Here is a 17,449-nt window from a genome sequence, read left to right on the forward strand (position 1 = left end):
AAGATGTTAAACATTTTATTTTACCCAAAAAAAGAAAACACCGAACGTTTTCACGTTCAGTGCTCTATATTCCATCTAGATATCCGTTAAGATATAAGCCTAAAATCTCTTAACCGAACGGCATTGAAGTTAAATGCTTGGCTTAATAATGTTTATCTTTTTTAATTCAACACACAAATCCTGCAGGCTAAAGCCAGCGCCCCAAAACAAAAAAACTAATTTTGAGGCGTAAAGGTATTATGTTTTGATTTAGGCTTCATGGTCAGTTAGCCAATGCCTAGTATTATGAGTAGAGAAATTCATATAGTTTGTATGTTTTGACTTCGGGGCGCATGCTTTAGCTTGCAGTTTTTTTGTGTCGTTTATATGCAGAGGAGCTCTGCGAGCCCTATTGTTAGTTTACAGTGTGTTTTCTTTTTGAGCTCTAAGCTTATATTTATTTACGATCTCTTTCCAAGTTCAACACATAAATTCTGCAGGCTAAAGCCAGCGCCCCAAAGTCAAAAGAGGTGATGATTGTTTTATATCTTTCGTGTTTTAAGCGTCGATCTCTTTTCATTCGTAAATCGAAGATACAAAAAATATAAGCTAAATACTTGGCTTAATAATGTTTATCTTTTTTAATTCAACACACAAATCCTGCAGGCTAAAGCCAGCGCCCCAAAGTCAAAAGATGTAAAGATTTTTTAGGCCTTGTGGTCATAAGCGTCGCTTCATTCGTAAATCGTAGATACAAAAAAGCCAAGCAAATGCTTGGCTTAATAATATCGTTTTAACTAAAGGTTAGTTAGACGCTTCTAATTAGTTAGATGCTTCAACGATTGTTTTCATGTCTTTCGTGTTGTAGGCATAGACGTAGTTTCTTAACTGATTTTTAGATACAAAAAAGCCAAGCAAATGCTTGGCTTAATAATATCGTTTTAACTAAAGGTTAGTTAGACGCTTCTAATTAGTTAGATGCTTCAACGATTGTTTTCATGTCTTTCATGTAGCCACGTAGTTTTTTACCTACGATTTCTACTGGGTGGTTACGAATTTCGTCGTTGATTTCGATTAGACGAGCGTTATCAACAGAGTTAGTTTTAACTGTTAATGGCTTGCCTAGGAACTCAGGGCTCATCGCTTTAACGAAGTCTGCTAGTAGTGGTTTAGCAGCGTGGTCGAATAAATAACAACCGTACTCAGCTGTATCAGAAATAACAACATTCATTTCGTAAAGTTTCTTACGAGCGATTGTATTAGCGATAAGTGGCGTTTCATGTAGAGACTCGTAGTATGCAGATTCTGCGATGATACCTGATGCAGTCATTGCTTCAAATGCAAGTTCAACACCTGCTTTGATCATTGCTACTAGGAAGATACCGTGGTCGTAGAATTCTTGCTCATCAATTTCCATGTCGCCAGCTGGTTGTTTTTCGAAACCAGTTTCAGCAGTTGCAGCGCGCCATTTAAGAAGGTTAACGTCATCGTTAGCCCAGTCAGCCATCATAGTTGCAGAGAATTCACCTTCGATGATGTCATCCATGTGCTTGTTGAATAGCGGACGTAAGATATCTTTAAGTTCTAAAGACATATCGAATGCTTTAACTTTAGCTGGGTTAGATAGACGATCCATCATGTTAGTGATGCCGCCGTATTTAAGGCCTTCAGTTACTGTTTCCCAACCGTATTGAATCAGTTTAGAAGCGTATGCTGGCTCAAGACCGTCAGCAACCATTTTTTCGTAACCTAAGATTGCGCCAGTTTGTAACATACCACAAAGGATAGTTTGCTCACCCATTAGGTCAGATTTAACTTCAGCAACAAAAGATGACATAAGAACACCAGCACGATCACCACCAGTACCAGATGCGTATGCTTTAGCCCAAGCAAGACCGTGGCCTTGTGGATCATTTGCTGGGTGAACAGCGATGAGTGTTGGAACACCGAAACCACGTTTGTATTCTTCACGTACTTCAGAACCAGGACATTTAGGTGCACACATGATGACTGTGATGTCCTCACGTACTTGCATACCTTCTTCAACGATGTTGAAACCGTGAGAGTAAGCTAGTGTTGCACCTTCTTTCATAAGAGGCATAACCGCGCCAACTACAGCTGTATGCTGTTTGTCAGGTGTTAAGTTACATAGTAAGTCAGCTTGTGGAATTAATTCTTCGTAAGTACCTACAGTGAAACCGTTTTCAGTTGCGTTCTTCCAAGATTGACGTTTTTCAGCGATGGCTGCAGCACGTAATGTGTAAGAAACGTCAAGACCTGAATCACGCATGTTTAAACCTTGGTTTAAACCTTGAGCACCACAACCGATGATAACTACTTTTTTGCCTTTTAATGCTTCAATACCGTCAGCAAATTCGCTGCGATCCATAAAACGACATTGACCTAGTTGATGTAACTTCTCACGTAGAGGAAGAGTATTAAAGTAGTTAGCCATGTTAGCTGCGCTCCAAAATAAATAATAAGGGTTAATGACTCATATTTAGCGTCATTTAATTTTCGGATGTCACTATAACGTATAAGTAATATTGCGCAAAATGATATATTAGCAATGTTACGTTGCGTAAAATGAAATATACTCTGGGCTTATATTGCAGTTTTTGAAAATAGATCCCTTTTTTATCATACAAGTGTGAGCATAGGTGTATCTTGAATTACTTTTTGACATTATTATTGTTTAATATTTATTTATGAGTGACTTGATGGTTAAAGGTCAAGTATCTGTTATTAAAGGGGTATTTATGAATTCACTGGTATTGCCAGGCAACTTGGTTTCTATCCAATGGTTAGCTGAACACCATAACCATTCTAATTTAGTTTTGTTGGATGCAAGCTGGCACATGCCATTGACACAGCGTAATGGGTATCAAGAGTGGTTAAATGAGCGAATTGATAACTCTCGATTTTTTGATTTTGATCGCGAAGTTTGTGATCAACAAGCTTCTTTGCCTCATATGATGCCAACTCCTCAGCACTTTGAATTGTCAGCACAAATGTTGGGCATTAATAATGACAGTGTCATTGTTGTCTATGATAGTTTGGGGATTTTCTCTAGCCCAAGAGTATGGTGGATGTTTAAAACAATGGGGTTTAATAATATTGCGGTATTAGACGGAGGTTTGCCTGCGTGGAAAGAAGCAGGTTTAACGGTCAATACTGATTCACCTAAAACAGAGCAACGTAAACAAGGTGATTTCAAAGCTAAATATCAAGCTGATCTTATTAGTAATAAAGACGATGTTTATGAAGCGATTGAAGATGAACAAGTTGCCATTGTTGATGCGCGCTCTAAAGATCGATTTTTAGGTAAAGTACCAGAAGCGCGAAATGGATTACGTTCAGGTCACATGCCTTCTGCTATTAATTTACCGATTAGTGAAATATTAAATAATCAGACCATGAAGAATGCTTATCAATTAGCACAAATTTTTGAAGCGTTAATGCCGCAAAAACAACGTTTAGTATTTAGTTGTGGTTCTGGTGTGACAGCTTGTATTCTGGCATTAGCTGCTAAGTTAGCAGGCTATGATGCATTAAGCGTTTACGATGGTTCATGGAGTGAGTGGGGTGCTAATGAAACCTTGCCCGTCGTACAATGTAAGAATGTATAGTATAAAAAATATAGCTCAAAAATGTGCTGTATATGAAAGCTGTAATATAAGCGCAGCTAACCTAACCATGTTTAGAACCAGCATGCTCCGTTTAACAACATGTAATATAAGAAAATTTAATTAAATGGATATTAAGGCATTACAAACTTTTGTACATCTAAGTCAAAGTTTACACTTCTCTAAAACAGCGCTCGCCATGCATGTTAGTCCTTCTACATTAAGTCGATTGATCCAACGTCTTGAAGAAGACCTTGGTGCGAGTCTTCTCATTAGAGACAACCGTTCTGTTTTATTAACTGAAGCGGGGATAGCCTTTAAACAGTTTGCGCTTCAGCAAATTGAACAATGGGAATTGTTAAAACATTCGATTTCACAGGGAACGAATGAATTAGAAGGTGAGATTAATTTATACTGCTCTGTTACTGCAGCTTATAGTCATCTCCCTCCGATATTAGAGCGTTTTAGACGTAATCATCCTAATGTGGATATTAAATTGACAACAGGAGATAGTGCGGTAGCGATTGAGCAAGTGATGCAACATCAAGTCGACTTTGCTATTACGGCTTATCCTGATAATTTCCCTGCTCGAATGCACTTTAGCCAACTAGCTGAAATTCCTTTATCGGTTATTGCCCCTACGACCCTTTGTGTTGTCACAAAATTAATTAAACAATCTCCTATCGACTGGAAGTCGATCCCTTTTATTTTACCTGAGCACGGTGCAATAAGGCGTCGATTTGATACGTGGTTTCGTTCTCTTAAAATTGGCAAACCACATATTTATGCGAAAGTGGCAGGGCATGAAGCACTCATTAGTATGGTTGCTTTAGGCTGTGGTGTTGGCGTTGCGCCAGATGTAGTGATTGAAAATAGCCCGGTACGAGATCGCGTTCAAAGCCTTTCTGAGGTCGGTCAATTAGCTTCATTTAATTTAGGCGTTTGTTGCCATAAAACACGTTTAACGGAACCTTTAATTGAAGCCTTTTTAAATTGTGTTGAAGAGTAATTTGGCGAGGTTCCAGTAAAATTTGAGTAAGAATTACTGAAAATGAATGACCAAAGCGAAATGAAAAACAAAGTTTGATTATATTCCCATAGAAATTATTAAGTGTGGCGTTTACAATGCGCTTATTAATTAAGGAGCTTTTTATGTTTAATCCGCAGAAGTTAGAAGAAATCGCAAAGCAAGTCAGTGATGCAATGCCTGAAGGTGTAAAAAGCTTTGGTAATGAAATTGACCGTAAAATCAAACAAGTTTTACAGGCACAACTCGGTAAACTAGATATGGTTAGCCGTGAAGAGTTTGATGTACAAACACATGTGCTACTACGCACGCGTGAAAAATTGAATGCAATGGAAGAAAAGTTTGCACAATTAGAAAAGAAATTAGATGGTGCTGCTTCTGAAAGCAGTGCAGACGCTAAAGCAGAAAGCAGTATCAATACGACTGAACAAGATAAGTAGGAAAACAAATGAAAGAGCAATATTTAAAAAACGCAGAATTATTTGTTGAACAAGCCGCTGCTGAAGGTGAATTGTTTGGTTTATTTGATGAGGCATTGGGTTGGGCAAATTGCCACGCTCATGACAATAAAGATGCAACTGCTGTTTATTTGTTTTGGTCTGATGCGACATTAGCTGAAAAATTAAAAACAGAAGAATGGGCTAACTATAAAGTTAAAAGCATTGCGTTAGATGTGTTTTTTGATTCATGGTTAGACGGTATGCAGAAGCAACAAGTGTTTGCTGGTGTAAACTGGGATGAAGAGTTATGTGGTTTAGAAATTGAAGCAATGGTCTTAAAAAATGCATTGGTCGAAAAATTTCAAGCTGATGATTTAGAGTCTGAAGAGTCAGAATCTGTTAATGCATAATTAATTTATTCAGCGTATTTCTTTATTAACGATTTTTATTAGAATGTTTATTCTTATTAGGTCGTTATTAACGTCTGAGTTTATTAATAAAAAGTAGATATAAAAAAACCAAGCGATAAGCTTGGTTTTTTTATAGGCGACCGTTAGCGAAGATTAATGTTTATTCTTCTGGGTAAGTACCCCAACCGTCATATTCAATACCAAATGATTGTGCTAGTGCAACGAGTCTTTCAACATCTTCGTAAATAGCTTCTTCATCTAGGTTCATTTCAACAACAACATCAAAACTTAAGATAATAGAACCATCTTCTAGTTCTAATTCTTCAGGATCTGTTACTTCATAGCCTTTTTTAAAACAAGCAATGGCTGCTTTTTCCAATACATCAAAGTTATCACAAGATAGATGATGTTCAATCATGTAAACCGCATCAGGATTACTGCCATCTTCTAAAATAGCTTCAACAATATCAGCAGTTTCTTCTGCTAGTTCTGCTAATAGTTCTTCATGTGTAAGTTCTTCTGACATTTTTTATCTCTTCTATATCAAGGTTTACAACTTCTATTCATCGTTTATATCATGAATGGAAATGGCTTAATTAATCACAACAATTAGAGTTAGAATCTGGACGATTCACTTCTTTGTTAAGCTGTTTATATTTAGCTAACATGATGTCATGTGAGTCATTCATTAAGCGACGAATTTCGCGCTTTTTATATTGTGTAATATCAATTGGCTCTAACATTTCAACAATCACTTCACCATTGTCCCAACGGTTTAAGTTGACTTGTTGGTGAGTGTTAGACACAACAGTCGGGACAACGTTAACGCCTGCTTGTAATGCTGTGTGGAATGCGCCCATTTTAAATGGCATTAAACCACGACCACGGCTGCGAGTACCTTCAGGGAATATCCATACACCTAGATCTTTTGCACGCATTTGATCAACTACATCAGTGATTGTATTTTTAGATTTATCTTTATTATCACGGTCAATTAAGATATTACCCGTTAACCAGTAAATGATGCCAAAGAAAGGGATCAGTACTAGGCTTTTTTTACCGATAGTCACTGAACCTGGTTGTACTGCGCCTGTTGTTGTGACCATGTCATAGTTATTTTGATGGTTAGCAATATAAACCACTGAGCCATTATTTTTAGCACTTTCAGGTATTCGGATAGTGACTTTCAGTCCAACTAATCGTGACATTTTGCTAAATAACATTGCAAAGTGATAGGTGTTTTTAGGATTACGTGGACTTAAAATACAGTAAAACAGTGAATACACACTCATTAAAATAACGGCAACAATAATTAAAATTGCTCTGATAATAAATAACATAGTTTATAAGATCTCTTCTTGTTCATTTTCTGATGTGATGACTTCAATATTATCAACACGTTGTAATCCACGAGGCAGTTTATTACCACGACGGCCACGCTCACTTTGGTAATGCGCTAAATCATTCGGTTTGAGTGTTAGCTTACGTTTACCTGCATGTAAGGTAACGGCACTCTCTGGTGATATGATTTTCAGCATAGTAACAAACTCTTCTCGCTTAGTCGCTTTGGCTGTCATTATGTTGATCATCTTATTACCTTTCCCTTTACTTAAGCTCGGTAAGCTCGCAACAGGGAAAATTAACATACGACCTTCATTACTAATGGTTAAGCACAGATCTTCTGCATTGTTTGAAAGTTTTTGCGGTGCAATCAATAATGCATTGGTTGTTAAGTTGATCAGGGCTTTACCATTTTTATTACGGCTATTAATATCACTTAAATTAGCCACAAAACCATAACCATGGTCACTACTAATGATATAACGATCTGACTCGTCACCCATTAAGACACAAGCAAAAGGCACGTTTTCATTTTGGTTAAAACGACCTGTTAATGGTTCGCCTTGTGTTCTTGCTGAAGGTAAAGAGTGCGCATCTAATGAATAAGCTCGACCAGACGTATCAATAAAAATACAGCTTTGATTACTTTTACCTTGGCAACTTATTAAGTATTCATCCCCCGCTTTAAAGCTAAGCGCTTGTGGGTCAACATCATGACCTTTCGCGCTACGAACCCAACCTTGTGCTGATAATACAATAGTGACGGCTTCGCTTGGCATTAATTCTTTTTCAGTTAATGCTTTTGCTTCTAGTCTTTCTACCATTGGAGAGCGGCGATCGTCTCCATATTTTTCAGCGTCGGCTTTTATCTCTTTTTTAACTAAAGTATTTAAACGTCTGTCTGAGCCTAACAGTAGCTCTAGTTTTTGTTGTTCTTCAGATAACTCTGCCATTTCGCCACGAATTTGAATTTCTTCAAGCTTCGCGAGTTGGCGTAGTTTAATTTCTAAGATGGCGTGCGCTTGCGTATCTGATAATGAATAACGAGACATTAACTCCGCTTTTGCATCATCATAAGTACGAATGATTTCAATCACTTCATCGATATTCAAGTAGGCAATTAATAAACCTTCTAAGATATGTACGCGCGCTAGGATTTTGTCTAAGCGATGTTGTAAACGACGACGAACAGTCTCACGACGATAAACTAACCACTCCGTTAGAATAGTCACTAAACCTTTAACACTTGGGCGTTGATTTAGCCCTAACATGTTGAGGTTTACTTTGTGGCTAACTTCTAAGTCTGTAGAAGCAAATAAGTGATTCATTAATGCTTCAACATCAATACGGTTTGAACGCGGGATAATTACTAAACGTGTTGGATTTTCATGATCTGATTCATCACGTAAATCGGCCACCATTGGTAGTTTTTTATCCTGCATTTGTTTCGCAATTTCTTTTAATATTTTACCACCCGATACACGATGCGGTAATGCAGTAACAACAATCTCACCATTTTCAACAACAAAGACGGCACGACTTTTAAAGCTACCGCGACCTGTTTGATAGATGTTGACGATCTCTTTACGTGGCGTAATGATTTCCGCTTCAGTTGGATAATCTGGACCTTGTACAAACTCCATTAGATCTTCTAACGAAGCTTTAGGATTATCAATTAAGTGTAAACATGCATTAGCGACTTCACGCGCATTATGTGGCGGGATATCGGTTGCCATGCCCACTGCGATACCGGTAATACCATTTAATAGAATATGGGGTAAACGCGCAGGTAATAAAACGGGCTCTTTTAACGTGCCGTCAAAGTTAGGCTTCCAATCACAAGTACCTTGACCAATTTCTGATAATAATAATTCAGAGAAAGCAGATAAACGCGATTCGGTATAACGCATCGCAGCAAATGATTTTGGATCATCTGGTGCACCCCAGTTACCTTGACCATCAATTAATGGATAACGGTAAGAGAAGGGTTGAGCCATTAATACCATGGCTTCATAACAAGCACTATCACCATGAGGGTGATACTTACCTAATACGTCACCGACGGTACGGGCTGATTTTTTATATTTTGCTAACGCTGATAAACCGAGTTCAGACATTGCGAAAACAATGCGTCGTTGAACGGGCTTCAAACCATCACTGATATGTGGCAAAGCACGATCCATGATCACGTACATGGAATAGTTAAGATAGGCATCTTCGGTAAACTTAGCGAGCGATAATTGCTCTATACCTTCTAAACTCATGTCTATGACTTCACTCATATTTTACAGCCTTGTAATAAATAATAGATATATTGGAGTAGAGTATACCGCACTTGTATTCTAAGACTGAAATAGAAATGAAATTGTATGTCTTAAATGCAATAAATTTGAACAAAAAAGGGACGATAAGAATGAGAGCTAAGCTGAATAAACTAAGCTGAATAAATTAAGCAGAAAAAAGAAGAGTTGGAGTGGGTGTTAAAGGAATTAAATAAGCAAAAAATCAGGTTAAGTAACGAGTGTGATTGTCGATACTTAACCTAAATATTATTTATCTGAATATGATTCGTTTAAAAATGTGCTTTTTATAAAAAGTACTTACAAATATACAGTGCTTTTTATGATGTTTATTTATAGCTGAGCAAATACTTTCTTAGCTGCAATTAATGTATTGCTAATATCTTGATCTGTATGTGCTAATGATAAAAAGCCAGCTTCATAAGCAGATGGAGCAAGGTAAATACCTTCTTCTAGCATTAAGTGAAAGAATTTTTTGAATCTTTCAATATCGCAGGCACAGACTTGTGTAAAGTTAGTCACTTCTGGTTGTTCAGTAAAGAAGAAACCAAACATACCGCCAGCATAGTTAACCGCTAGTGGGACACCTGTTTCTTCAGCAACTTTTTTTAGGCCTTCTGCTAATTGCTTCGTTTTAATGGCTAGTTGTGCATATTCAGGTGTGTCTAATGCAGTTAATGCCGCTAATCCTGCATGCATCGCAATTGGGTTACCTGATAAAGTACCTGCTTGATAAACAGGACCAGTAGGTGCAATAAATTGCATGACTTCATGACTACCACCAAATGCACCGACTGGCATACCACCGCCAATGACTTTACCTAGTGTCGTCAAGTCTGGTTTGATGTTGTAATGTGCTTGTGCTCCACCGAGTGCAACACGGAAACCTGTCATCACTTCATCAAAGATCAATAGTGCTTTGTATTGATCACAAATGTCTCGTAGACCTTGTAAAAAACCATCAGCAGGCGGGATACAGTTCATGTTGCCGGCTACTGGTTCAACAATGATACAAGAGATATCGTGTGGGTACGCTTCAAACAATGCTTTAACTGAGGCTAAATCATTAAAGTCAGCGGTTAATGTATGTTTAGCAAAATCAGCTGGAATGCCAGGAGAGCTAGGTTGACCTAATGTTAATGCACCCGAGCCAGCTTTTACTAGTAAAGAGTCTGCGTGACCATGGTAACAACCTTCAAATTTAAGAATTTTATCTCGGTTAGTAAAACCACGTGCTAAACGAATGGCGCTCATGGTTGCTTCAGTACCTGAACTCACCATGCGCACTTGCTGCATTGATGGGACTAGTTGTTGTACTTTTTCAGCCATGATGATTTCAATTTCAGTGGGTGCGCCAAAACTAAGACCATTTTCCGCTGCATCAATAACTGCTTTTTTAATCGCTGGGTGGTTATGACCTAGAATCATTGGACCCCATGAACCAACGTAATCAATGTATTGTTTATCATCTACATCGTAGATGTAAGCATCTTGTGCTTTTTGTATAAATAAAGGGCCGCCACCTACGCCGTTAAATGCGCGAACTGGGGAGTTTACGCCACCAGGAATAATAGTTTGTGCACGATTAAACAGTTCAGTTGATTTGCTCATAAGTATCCCATTAATTATTTTTAAATTGAGTGAAACTGCAATATACCCATGATAAATCAAGATGCAACTGAGAAAGTTTATAATTCAATGTTCTTTAACAGGAGTTTCTCTCTAATTTTTTTGTTAACATGGCAATTGTTAAGTCTTTAAAAAGATAATTTTATTATAATATTGGTTTTTTCTTCATTTTTCGTTTTAGGTCGAATCACATTTATGAAAATAGCATTACCAGCAGCTTGTATTAATGGAATCAAACGTTTTATTGATCGTTTTTTTACTAGGAAAAATAGTGCTTTATTAATTTGGTTATCTATTTTTATTGGACTTTTGGCTGGCAGTATTTCTGCATTATTTGACCATGGCATTATTTGGGTCTCAGAAATGCGTTTGGAGCTAATCCATAGTTATGAAGGGAGTGATATTCCTTTATGGCTCGTTGCTATTCCTATTTCATCGATAATGGTTGGTATTGCTTTCTATATAACCCATCGGTTTGCCCCTGAAGCGGGCGGAAGCGGTATACCTGAAATTGAAGGTGCGATGGAAGGGATGCGTCCCGTACGCTGGAAGCGAGTTATCCCCGTTAAATTTTTTGGTGGTTTGTTAGCCCTTGGTAGTGGGATGGCATTAGGACGTGAAGGTCCTTCTGTTCAGCTTGGTGCGAATATAGGACGAATGATCTCAGATATTTTTAAAGTTGATAAAGTGGATGCACAAGCGCTATTAGCGGCAGGTGCCGCAGGTGGTCTCGCGGCTGCTTTTAATGCGCCTTTAGCGGGCATCATGTTTGTTATTGAAGAGATGCGCTCACAATTTAATTACAGTTTAACATCCACTAAAAGCGTATTTATGAGTGCGGTAATGGCGACTATCGTAATGCGCCTATTCACTAACCAAGATGCAGTGGTTACTGTTACACAATATTCACATCCAGATCTTCATACGCTTGGTTTCTATCTTATTTTAGGTTTTTGTTTTGGTGTGATTGGGCTCTTTTTTAATAAAATGATCCTCGCTACACAGGATATGTATTTATCTATTCACCAAAATCAACGTTGGCGTTTTGTTGGTATTGGCTTATTTCTTGGTGCTGTCTTTGGCGCTTTAACAATGGTTGAACCTGATATTGCTTTTAGTGGTATTGAGCTTATTCCACATGTTGAAGGCGGACAATACCTTGCTGGTGGTTTACTGCTTCTGTTCATATTACGTACCTTTACTACATTATTAAGTTTTGGCTCAGGTGCTCCTGGTGGTGTTTTTGCTCCGACTCTTGCTTTAGGTACGTTATTTGGGATGTTATTTGGTGTGATCGCGCAGGCGTTATTCCCCGATTTGATTACAGAACCAGGTGCCTTCGCGATTGCCGGTATGGGCGGATTGTTTGCCGCGACAGTACGAGCGCCTATTACAGGTATTTTATTAGTCATAGAAATGACCAGTAACTATGAAATGATTTTACCGTTAATCGTAACTTGCTTAGGGGCGACAATGGTGGCTCAAACCTTAGGTGGCCGTCCTATCTATACTCAATTATTAGAAAGAACATTAAAACTATCGATGCGTGCAAAACGTCAAGAAACAACAGACAAAGCGATGTTCCGTATTCTTGGCAAATATACTAAGTATAAGAAATAATAAGGAACTGCATGAAAGGTTTTAAAATAAGTTTTTTTAAATGGCTAGTGATCAGTTTAATCTGCATCTACTTTGGCTTTATGGTAGGTAAATTTAAACAAGATATTTTGCTACATAAAGTGCAATTATTAGAATTGGATACAACGAGTTTAACGACTGAAAATACACAACTTACAGAGCGTTTAAATTTTATTCAGGCTGAATTTAATGCTGAGCGTGAAATTCATGACGTGTTAAAAAGTGAAAATAAAGAGCTGAATAAAGCCTTAGATGCGAGTAATGATAAATTATATTTTTATGAGCAAGTTGTGGCGCCTGAATTATCAGTAATAGGTTTAAATGTTTACTCATTTTCGGTAAGTAAGGGTGCAGAAGAGGGGACTTGGTTGTATGAGCTAGTGTTAATGCAAGCTCAACAAGGACGCCGAGAATTAAGTGGGAAAGTCGAAATTACATTTGCTGATACTGACGATACAGAAGTCAGTACAAAAGACATTAAATTGAGTGAGATTGATTCAAATGTTGAATCTGCCTTCAAATTTCAGTATTTTCAAACGTTAAAAGGCAGCTTCACTTTGCCTAAAGATAGTAAAGTAGGGCAAGTATTTGTCGTTGCTGAAGCTAATCGTACAAATTGGAGTCGAGCTCAACGTATTGAGAAAATATACGATTGGGAAGGTTTTATTAACAATGGCGGTACTGCTCTTGAAGAGTTAGCCATTCAAGCTGAATAATAGATCCCGCTAATACTTGAACAAATTGGTCAGGTATTAGATAATGACTCTGGGCAAATTAATAGGACTAGAAAAAAAATGACAAGCGAAGTGGAAATTGCATTACCGATTTATTTCAGTGATAGCGCAGCAAGTCGAGTTAAAGCATTGATCGCAGAAGAAAATAACCCTTCTCTTAAGCTACGAGTTTATGTAACTGGTGGTGGTTGTTCAGGCTTTTCATACGGTTTTACGTTTGACGAAAAAACAAATGATGATGATACATTAATTGAAAATAGCGGTGTGACATTATCTGTTGATCCAATGAGCTTACAATATCTTGTTGGTGGTACTGTTGATTTTATTGATAACCTTGAAGGTTCTCGCTTTTTAGTTAACAACCCAAATGCAACCGCTACGTGTGGTTGTGGTTCTTCATTCTCTATCTAATTAACGATATTCATTTCAATTATTGAAATAAGCATGCTTACTTAAATGAGTGAGCATGTGTAATTAATCCCTTCCAAAAAAAATGTTATTTTTTGTATAAACTTACTCTACCGCTATTCTGTCATATTGATAACATTAAATAAGTATTCTAAATATTAAGTCATGTTTGCTGTAATACCCATTTAATTTATGGGATAGACTAATGTAAATCATGATTTTATTTACAAAGTTTATAACTAATAATTTGGTTATTTTAACCAGTAAAATAGAGCGACTATTTTCAGTCGTTGGTATTATTTATTTTCTTTATCATATAGCGATATATAGGCTTGCACCGATCTTAAGTCATGGTTTAACATGCGCTTAAAATGGCTAAGTGTTTCAAGGGAATAAGGGATAGTTAATAACATGCTAGATAATTTCATCTATATATCTGATCTGATTGGTATGATCACTTGTGCTATTTCTGGTGTCTTAGTGGCGACACGCCTACGAATGGATCCTTTTGGTATCAGTGTGTTAGCTGGTGTTACTGCTGTTGGCGGTGGGACACTACGTGACATGATGATGGGCGCGACGCCTGTTTTTTGGATTGAAGATAATACTTATATTTACGTTATTCTTGCTACTGCACTTTTAAGCGTCTTGTGGTTACATCGTATTCATCGATTCCCTGCTTATTTATTGCCTATTTTCGACGCATTTGGTTTAGCTATTTTTACTATTATTGGCGCTCAAAAAGCTTTGATTTTCGGCTTTAGTGGTCCTGTTGCTATTGTAATGGGATGTATTACAGGTGTTGTTGGCGGTATGATAAGGGACATATTGAGCGGGCAAATTCCATTCGTATTGCAAAAAGAAATTTATGCTACAGCTTCTATCTTAGGTGGCGCTCTATATGTTATTTGTGATTATATTGAGTTAGGTCCTATTTTCTCAATGGTAGTGGCTATGTTAGGGACGTTATCATTAAGGTTATGTGCGATTTACTATCATCTTTCATTACCTGTTTTCAGTAATGATAGAGAAGCTTAGTAGAGGATTAACAATATAATAACCAACATTTTCGAGTTTATTTAACATTCTTTAAACAATTGTTTTGCAAACATAAACTTCAAATTGATAAACTCTAAAACCTGAACGTATTTTAGATTGTTGTGATTAATAGGTAGGCACATGGAAGCAGTAACAAATTCAACACAACTGATTAATTGGTTTCGTAATTCAGCTCCTTATATCAATGCTCATCGTCATAAAACATTCGTGTTAATGATTGGTGGTGAAGCGTTAGAAACAGATAACTTTCAATATATCATTAACGATATTGCCTTACTGAATAGCTTAGGCGTTAAGTTAGTATTAGTACACGGTGTTCGCCCTCAGATTCAAAAGCAACTCGATATGCACGGGCATAGTAGTCAATTCCATAACGATTTACGTATAACCGACGATCGAAGCTTATCGTTGATTAAACAAGCGGTTGGTGCGGTGCAAATTGAATTACAAGCAGGCCTATCAATGGGCTTAGCTAATTCCCCGATGCAAGGTGCCGCTATTCGTACTGTGATTAGTAATGTGGTGACTGCGCAACCTATCGGGGTTAAAGATGGTATTGATTTCTGCCATGCAGGTAAAGTGCGTCGTATTGATGTTGAAGGCATTAAATCGCAACTATCTTCTGGTGCAATCCCTATTATTTCCCCTATTGGTTATTCTGTTACTGGTGAAGTATTTAACTTACTAGCCGAAGAAGTCGCCACACAAGTCGCAATTGATATCAAAGCAGATAAGTTAATAGGCTTTTGTTCTAATCAAGGTGTTTTAGATGAAAATGGCGATGTGATCTCAGAGCTGTTGCCCGATCAAGCGCAAATGCATATTGATGCGATAGAAAAAGAATCAGGACAAGCATCTGGTACATTACGCTTTTTACGTGCTGCGGTTGCGGCTTGTCAAGCCGATGTAACACGTTGCCATCTTATTAGTTACCATCAAGACGGTGCGCTATTAAAAGAGCTATTTACTCGAGATGGCACAGGCTCGCAAATCGTAAAAGAAAGTTACGAACAAATTCGTACTGCGACGATCGATGATATCGGTGGCTTACTCCAACTTATTGAGCCATTAGAGAAGCAAGGTATTCTAGTGAAGCGATCTCGTGAATTATTAGAAAACGAAATTGAATCTTTCATGATTGTTGAGCGTGATGGCATGGTGATTGGTTGTGCTGCCTTATATCCTTTCATGGATGATAAAATGGGCGAGCTAGCTTGTTTAGTAAGTCACCCTAAATATCGCCGTGCTGCACGAGCTGATAACTTGGTTGAACATGTTGAACGTAAAGCAAGGCAACTTGGTCTTGAGTCTATTTTTGTATTAACCACGCAAAGTATCCATTGGTTTAGAGAGCGAGGTTTTTCATTTGCTGAAATTAGCCAATTACCTCCTGCTAAAAAAGAGATGTATAACTTGAAACGAAATTCGAAAGTGTTAACTAAAAAGATAATATGATGATAATGAAAAAAAAGGCTAAGAAATTAGCCTACAACAATCATTCTAATCTTAATTTATTTATTATGCTGAAACGCTTGTTTTTGGTTTCGCGCATTACTTTAATTAGCTTTCTACTGATATTTTTTCAAGCTCCCGCATCTGCTAAAGTTGAATATATGTCGATCGGTACTGGTGGTATCAGTGGGGTGTATTATCCAACAGGTGGTGCTATTTGCTACTTGGTTAATAAAATTAAAGACGTTGATAATATTCGTTGTGAAATAAAAAGCACGCCAGGAACTATTTATAATTTAAGAGCCTTAAAAGACAAAACAATTGATGTTGTTGTTGCCCAATCAGATTGGCAGCATCACTTTTATCAAGGTACCTCTTTATTTAAAGAACAAGGCGAGTTTAAAAAGCTGCGTTCATTATTTTCAGTACACTCAGAGCCTTTTACCGTACTTGCTAGAAAAGATGCACATATTAACAGTTTTGAAGATATTAAAGGTAAGCGTGTCAATATAGGAGCACCAAACTCTGGCCAGCGAGCCACCATGGAAATGCTGCTTGAATTATATGGTTGGGGTGACGCGGACTTCTCTGAAATAACTTATTTAACGCCTAGTGAACAAGCTCAAGCTTTATGTGATAAAAAAATAGATGTTATTGTCTATGTAGTCGGGCATCCAAATAGCTCGATTAAAGAAGCGAGTAGCGCCTGTCAAACTACATTGGTGAATGTGACTGGGCCTGAAATATCTAAATTAATAAAAACTCATCGTTATTATGAAGCCGCAGATATACCAGGTGGTATGTATCGCGGAAGCCCTAATAAAACAGAAACATTTGGTGTAGGAGCGACAGTTGTTACTACATCTGATTTACCTGAACATATCGCCTATGAAATAGTTAAAGCGGTATTTGAAAATCACGAACTCTTCATTCAATTACATCCTTCTTTTAAACACTTAAGTAAACAAGCAATGGTAACGCAATATTTATCGGCACCATTACATCCAGGCGCATTGCGTTATTATAAAGAGGTTGGCTTAATTCAAGATGACGGAGATAAAGTTAGCGCGATAGTGGACCCTTTATAACGCTTTTATCGGTTGTTGTACTACTTAGTGTTATTCATCATATTATTGGCGATAGATGATAGTTTTCTTGAGTTTATTCGATTATTGCCCATACGTAATGCATTTGCTATAACAAAAAATGATGAAGATATTGTAGAGCGAGACATATTTCCAGAAGTGGATAGAAGAAACAAAAAAGCCTGTTTAAAAACATAATGCCGATCGGTTAAGGATCTAAGAAGAAAACTTGAACGATCTTGCAGATAGAACATAATCCCCACTCTTATTTAAGGTTGGGGATTTTTTTTTGTTTAATCAAGAAATGGAATTGGTGTATGA

At 37.4% G+C, this 17,449-nt stretch carries 15 protein-coding genes; 10 read left to right on the plus strand and 5 right to left on the minus strand.

Translation table 11 applies throughout. The features are described from left to right. Positions 1–949: 949 nt before the first annotated feature. Positions 950–2,434, minus strand: a complete 1,485-nt coding sequence (gene ilvC, locus SP041_RS20065; RefSeq protein ID WP_137298003.1) for a ketol-acid reductoisomerase — start codon at positions 2,432–2,434, stop codon at positions 950–952. Positions 2,435–2,738: 304 nt separating this feature from the next. Here ilvC and SP041_RS20070 point away from each other — a divergent pair, with 304 nt between their 5' ends. The 4 genes from SP041_RS20070 to SP041_RS20085 all read left to right on the plus strand — a co-directional run bounded on the left by SP041_RS20070 (position 2,739) and on the right by SP041_RS20085 (position 5,482). Further along, on the plus strand, positions 2,739–3,608 hold the full coding sequence (locus SP041_RS20070) for a sulfurtransferase (RefSeq protein ID WP_025563316.1): 870 nt from the start codon (positions 2,739–2,741) through the stop codon (positions 3,606–3,608). A 124-nt stretch (positions 3,609–3,732) separates the two neighbouring features. After that, on the plus strand, positions 3,733–4,614 hold the full coding sequence (ilvY, locus tag SP041_RS20075; protein WP_025563315.1) for an HTH-type transcriptional activator IlvY: 882 nt from the start codon (positions 3,733–3,735) through the stop codon (positions 4,612–4,614). 143 nt (positions 4,615–4,757) lie between these two features. Continuing rightward, complete coding sequence (locus SP041_RS20080) at positions 4,758–5,072, plus strand: accessory factor UbiK family protein (protein WP_025563314.1); 315 nt, start codon at positions 4,758–4,760, stop codon at positions 5,070–5,072. An 8-nt stretch (positions 5,073–5,080) separates the two neighbouring features. After that, positions 5,081–5,482: a DUF2750 domain-containing protein gene (locus tag SP041_RS20085; protein ID WP_025563313.1), complete on the plus strand. Its 402-nt coding sequence runs from the start codon at positions 5,081–5,083 to the stop codon at positions 5,480–5,482. Positions 5,483–5,642: 160 nt separating this feature from the next. Here SP041_RS20085 and rraB read toward each other — a convergent pair whose 3' ends face one another. From rraB to hemL, 4 genes are all read right to left on the minus strand, one after another. Then, the gene (gene rraB, locus SP041_RS20090; protein ID WP_025563312.1) at positions 5,643–6,008 is read right to left on the minus strand and encodes a ribonuclease E inhibitor RraB; all 366 of its coding nucleotides are present in this window, start codon (positions 6,006–6,008) and stop codon (positions 5,643–5,645) included. A 70-nt stretch (positions 6,009–6,078) separates the two neighbouring features. Next, entirely contained in the window at positions 6,079–6,822 is a 744-nt protein-coding gene (locus SP041_RS20095) for a 1-acylglycerol-3-phosphate O-acyltransferase (RefSeq protein WP_025563311.1), read from the minus strand. Between the two features lie 3 nt (positions 6,823–6,825). Next, positions 6,826–9,105, minus strand: a complete 2,280-nt coding sequence (parC, locus tag SP041_RS20100; protein WP_025563310.1) for a DNA topoisomerase IV subunit A — start codon at positions 9,103–9,105, stop codon at positions 6,826–6,828. A 351-nt stretch (positions 9,106–9,456) separates the two neighbouring features. Then, positions 9,457–10,734 carry a glutamate-1-semialdehyde 2,1-aminomutase gene (gene hemL / locus SP041_RS20105; RefSeq protein ID WP_025563309.1) on the minus strand — a complete coding sequence of 426 codons (1,278 nt, stop codon included), beginning with the start codon at positions 10,732–10,734 and terminating at the stop codon, positions 9,457–9,459. A gap of 213 nt (positions 10,735–10,947) precedes the next feature. On the opposite strand from hemL, the gene clcA reads away from it, so the two are divergent. The 6 genes from clcA to SP041_RS20135 all read left to right on the plus strand — a co-directional run bounded on the left by clcA (position 10,948) and on the right by SP041_RS20135 (position 17,131). Continuing rightward, entirely contained in the window at positions 10,948–12,372 is a 1,425-nt protein-coding gene (gene clcA / locus SP041_RS20110; RefSeq protein WP_025563308.1) for a H(+)/Cl(-) exchange transporter ClcA, read from the plus strand. 11 nt (positions 12,373–12,383) lie between these two features. Further along, positions 12,384–13,106: a DUF6776 family protein gene (locus SP041_RS20115; protein ID WP_025563307.1), complete on the plus strand. Its 723-nt coding sequence runs from the start codon at positions 12,384–12,386 to the stop codon at positions 13,104–13,106. A gap of 78 nt (positions 13,107–13,184) precedes the next feature. Next, positions 13,185–13,535: an iron-sulfur cluster insertion protein ErpA gene (erpA, locus tag SP041_RS20120; RefSeq protein WP_025563306.1), complete on the plus strand. Its 351-nt coding sequence runs from the start codon at positions 13,185–13,187 to the stop codon at positions 13,533–13,535. 408 nt (positions 13,536–13,943) lie between these two features. Then, on the plus strand, positions 13,944–14,570 hold the full coding sequence (locus SP041_RS20125; protein ID WP_025563305.1) for a trimeric intracellular cation channel family protein: 627 nt from the start codon (positions 13,944–13,946) through the stop codon (positions 14,568–14,570). A 141-nt stretch (positions 14,571–14,711) separates the two neighbouring features. After that, positions 14,712–16,046, plus strand: coding sequence for an amino-acid N-acetyltransferase (gene argA / locus SP041_RS20130; RefSeq protein ID WP_025563304.1), 1,335 nt, complete (start codon positions 14,712–14,714; stop codon positions 16,044–16,046). A gap of 65 nt (positions 16,047–16,111) precedes the next feature. Beyond that, on the plus strand, positions 16,112–17,131 hold the full coding sequence (locus tag SP041_RS20135) for a TAXI family TRAP transporter solute-binding subunit (RefSeq protein WP_051368464.1): 1,020 nt from the start codon (positions 16,112–16,114) through the stop codon (positions 17,129–17,131). Positions 17,132–17,449: the final 318 nt, after the last annotated feature.

The sequence above is a fragment of the Psychromonas sp. SP041 genome, assembly GCF_000470315.2.
In the GTDB taxonomy this organism is placed as follows: domain Bacteria; phylum Pseudomonadota; class Gammaproteobacteria; order Enterobacterales; family Psychromonadaceae; genus Psychromonas.

Excerpts from the sequence above, each read along its gene's own strand:
- SP041_RS20125 (WP_025563305.1), top strand. The coding sequence starts at position 13,944 with ATGCTAGATAATTTCATCTATATATCTGATCTGATTGGTATGATCACT.
- SP041_RS20085 (WP_025563313.1), top strand. The coding sequence starts at position 5,081 with ATGAAAGAGCAATATTTAAAAAACGCAGAATTATTTGTTGAACAAGCC.
- SP041_RS20070 (WP_025563316.1), top strand. The coding sequence starts at position 2,739 with ATGAATTCACTGGTATTGCCAGGCAACTTGGTTTCTATCCAATGGTTA.
- rraB (WP_025563312.1), bottom strand. The coding sequence starts at position 6,008 with ATGTCAGAAGAACTTACACATGAAGAACTATTAGCAGAACTAGCAGAA.
- ilvY (WP_025563315.1), top strand. The coding sequence starts at position 3,733 with ATGGATATTAAGGCATTACAAACTTTTGTACATCTAAGTCAAAGTTTA.
- SP041_RS20080 (WP_025563314.1), top strand. The coding sequence starts at position 4,758 with ATGTTTAATCCGCAGAAGTTAGAAGAAATCGCAAAGCAAGTCAGTGAT.
- SP041_RS20095 (WP_025563311.1), bottom strand. The coding sequence starts at position 6,822 with ATGTTATTTATTATCAGAGCAATTTTAATTATTGTTGCCGTTATTTTA.
- SP041_RS20115 (WP_025563307.1), top strand. The coding sequence starts at position 12,384 with ATGAAAGGTTTTAAAATAAGTTTTTTTAAATGGCTAGTGATCAGTTTA.
- clcA (WP_025563308.1), top strand. The coding sequence starts at position 10,948 with ATGAAAATAGCATTACCAGCAGCTTGTATTAATGGAATCAAACGTTTT.
- SP041_RS20135 (WP_051368464.1), top strand. The coding sequence starts at position 16,112 with ATGCTGAAACGCTTGTTTTTGGTTTCGCGCATTACTTTAATTAGCTTT.
- hemL (WP_025563309.1), bottom strand. The coding sequence starts at position 10,734 with ATGAGCAAATCAACTGAACTGTTTAATCGTGCACAAACTATTATTCCT.
- erpA (WP_025563306.1), top strand. The coding sequence starts at position 13,185 with ATGACAAGCGAAGTGGAAATTGCATTACCGATTTATTTCAGTGATAGC.
- argA (WP_025563304.1), top strand. The coding sequence starts at position 14,712 with ATGGAAGCAGTAACAAATTCAACACAACTGATTAATTGGTTTCGTAAT.
- ilvC (WP_137298003.1), bottom strand. The coding sequence starts at position 2,434 with ATGGCTAACTACTTTAATACTCTTCCTCTACGTGAGAAGTTACATCAA.
- parC (WP_025563310.1), bottom strand. The coding sequence starts at position 9,105 with ATGAGTGAAGTCATAGACATGAGTTTAGAAGGTATAGAGCAATTATCG.